Origin of the sequence: Chromohalobacter sp. 296-RDG, from assembly GCF_029889885.1 — a bacterium.
Taxonomy (GTDB): Bacteria; Pseudomonadota; Gammaproteobacteria; order Pseudomonadales; family Halomonadaceae; genus Chromohalobacter.
Genome location: NZ_JARANY010000129.1, coordinates 1 through 3,051 on the forward strand (window position 1 = coordinate 1; position 3,051 = coordinate 3,051).

The following is a 3,051-nucleotide window of genomic DNA, read 5'->3' on the forward strand; positions in this document are numbered from 1 at the left end:
ATGTATGGAGGCGACAGCAGACCAGATGAAAACCTCTGCCTTATCACGCGGCCAAGGCGCTGGCCAGCCGGATGTCGCTGGCTTCTTCGATCCTCGCACGTTCAGCATTCAATACGTCGTCAGCGACCCCGCCACAGGTCGTTGCGCGATCATCGATCCCGTGCTCGACTTTGATGAGAAGTCCGGCGCTACCGCGACTCACCAGGCCGATGAGCTTTTGGCCTACATCGAGCGCGAAGGGCTCGGCGTCGATTGGATTCTGGATACCCATCCGCACGCGGATCACTTTTCCGCTGCGCGCTATCTGCATGACAAGACCGGCGCGCCCACCGCCATCGGTCGACCGGTGACCCAGGTGCAGGCGCTGTGGAAGGAAATCTATAACTGGCCGGAGCTGAAGGATGACGGCAGCCAATGGGATCATCTGTTCGACGAAGGGGATACCTTCACGCTGGGCGAGGTCGATTGCCGGGTAATGCACTCGCCGGGCCATACACTGGCCTCGGTCACCTACGTGATCGGCGATGCTGCCTTCGTTCACGACACCCTGTTCCAGCCCGACTTCGGCACCGCCCGTGCCGACTTTCCCGGCGGAAGCGCTCATCAGCTATGGCATTCGATCCAGGCGATCCTCGCGCTGCCTGACGAGACGCGGGTGTTCACCGGTCACGACTACATGCCCGACGGGCGCGAACCGCAGTGGGAAAGCACCGTGCGCGAGCAGCGCGAGACCAACAAGCATCGCCTGGGCGATAGCAGTGAAGCCGAGTACGTCGAGCTGCGCAACCGTCGCGACAGCGAATTGCCGATGCCGAAGCTGATCCTGCACGCGCTGCAGGTCAATATTCTTGGCGGCCGTCTGCCGGAGTCGGAAGCCAACGGTAAGCGCTACCTCAAGCTGCCATTGAATGCGCTTGAGGGAGCTAGCTGGGAATGAAAACGCATAGCGCCGGACATTGAGCAAAGGAGCGTCATGCACGTATTGCTCATCGAAGACGACGAACTGGTCGCCGCCGGTATCCGTGCGGGGCTGGAAAGCCATGGCTGGGCGGTGGATCGCGTGGCGACAATGGCGGCGGCGCGTCATGCGCTGCATACCTTGAGCAGCGATATCGTGGTGCTCGACCGCGGTCTTCAGGATGGCGATGGTCTGTCGCTAGTCGATGAATGGCGCGAGACGGGTCGTACCTTGCCGGTGCTGGTGCTGACCGCGTGGGACGCCGTGCCTGACAGGGTGGCGGGACTCAAGGCCGGCGCCGATGATTATCTCGTCAAGCCCTTCGATCTCGACGAGCTGGTCGCGCGACTACACGCGTTGCTACGGCGCGCGGGCGGCCGCGCGCATCCCCTCATGATGCACGGACCGCTGTGTTTCGATCCCCAGGCGCGCCAAGTGACCTGGGAGGGTCGCCCGGTGGCGCTTTCGAGGCGCGAAATGGTGCTATTGGAAACCTTCTTGCAATCACCGGGCAGCGTCCTGAGTGCGGACCAACTGCGCGATAGCCTCTATGGCCTCGACGACGAGGTAGAGAGCAACGCACTCAACGTCCATATCCACCACTTGCGGCGCAAATTGGTGCCGGCGGTGATCGAGACGGTGCGTGGCCTCGGCTACCGTCTCGGTACACAGGATGACCTGGCACGGTCGGGTGCATCATCGATGGTTCGCAATGAGCCTTAAGGCCCGCTTGCTGGCGATCCTGGGGGTGACGTTGACGGTCACCTGGAGTCTGGCGGCGGCCTGGTTGTGGTGGGATCTCAACGACGAGGTGGAACGCACGCTCGATCGCCGCCTCGCGCAGTCGGCGAACATGGTCGCGGGCCTGATGGCGCGATTGCCCGAGGGTGCCTGGGTGGCCGACGAGACGCAGCGGGCGTCGGTCGTGGCGCCGCTCGAAGGCGTCGCTTGCCAGGTAACGTCTGCACAGGGCGAGGTGCTGGCACGCACGCATGCGGACATGGCCGCGATACTCGACGTGAGCCAGCCGGGTTACGCTTATCGGCAGCGTGAAGGCGAGGACTGGCGTGTCTATACCCTGATACGCGATGGCGTGACGATCACCACCGCCGACCGCGTGACGGAACGGCGTAGCCTGATGCGCGATATTCTGGCGGTGGTGGTCGTGCCCTTCGCGATGGCGCTGGTGATCAGCGGAGGCGTGTTGTGGTGGGGTACCCGGCATGCCTTGCGGCCGCTCGAGAGGTGGCGCGAGGCACTGAGTCGCCGTCACCACGACGATCTCTCGCCGGTGGCGGATACCGGGCTACCGCGTGAACTGCGTCCGCTGATCGTCACGCTCAATGAGTTGCTGGCACGCATGCGCGCGGCCATTCGTCGCGAACAGCGCTTTACCGATGCCGCTGCCCATGAATTACGTACGCCGTTGACCGCTGTCAAAACGCACCTTCAGGTCGCGCGACGCGTGGAGGGCGATGCGGTTCTCGAGGCCGTGTCGCATGCTGAGCAGGGCGCCGCGCGCTTGGCCACCACACTTGATCAATTGCTGGCCCTGGCACGTATCGAGGGAGCCAGAGCGCAGCAGGAGACAGGCGGTGCGTCGGTGGCCGATATCGTCCGCAGTGCCGTGCGCGATACGCAAGCGTCTGCTCGTATCGACGTACCGGCCACACTCCCGGATGCGCGCGTGGGAGTGCCGCTGGAACTGGCTGCCACAGCGCTGCGTAATATACTCGACAACGCGCTCAAGCATGGCCCGGCCGAAACGCCCGTGACGCTGAACGTGGCCCAGGCAACGCATGAGGTGAGCGACGACACAAGGGTCGAGCTACGCGTGCATGATCAAGGGCCGGGCGTTTCCGATGAGGCGATTGCCCATGTGACCGAGCGCTTCTGGCGGCGTTCGGCCACTTCGGGTAGCGGTCTGGGGCTAGCGATCACTGCCGCGATTGCAGAACGCGCCGGGGGCGAACTGCAATTTCACCGTCCGCAGTGTGGCGGATTCGAGGTATGCCTGATGTTGCCGCAAGTTTGATATGCGGCGCCTCTGACTCGGATGATCAGGGGCGTGGCGAACCCATGACTGACCGCAT

General features: G+C 63.7%; 3 protein-coding genes. All 3 read left to right on the plus strand.

Annotated elements, in window-relative coordinates; translation table 11 throughout:
* The first annotated feature begins 25 nt into the window (after positions 1-25).
* From OP495_RS16955 to OP495_RS16965, 3 genes are read left to right on the plus strand one after another with little or no spacing between them, the layout of a single operon-like run.
* Entirely contained in the window at positions 26-937 is a 912-nt protein-coding gene (locus OP495_RS16955; protein WP_280570915.1) for an MBL fold metallo-hydrolase, read from the plus strand.
* Between the two features lie 36 nt (positions 938-973).
* The gene (locus tag OP495_RS16960) at positions 974-1,681 is read left to right on the plus strand and encodes a response regulator transcription factor (protein WP_280570911.1); all 708 of its coding nucleotides are present in this window, start codon (positions 974-976) and stop codon (positions 1,679-1,681) included.
* Positions 1,671-2,993: an ATP-binding protein gene (locus OP495_RS16965; RefSeq protein ID WP_280570913.1), complete on the plus strand. Its 1,323-nt coding sequence runs from the start codon at positions 1,671-1,673 to the stop codon at positions 2,991-2,993. The genes OP495_RS16960 and OP495_RS16965 overlap by 11 nt, the downstream gene beginning before the upstream one ends.
* The last annotated feature ends 58 nt before the right edge of the window (positions 2,994-3,051 follow it).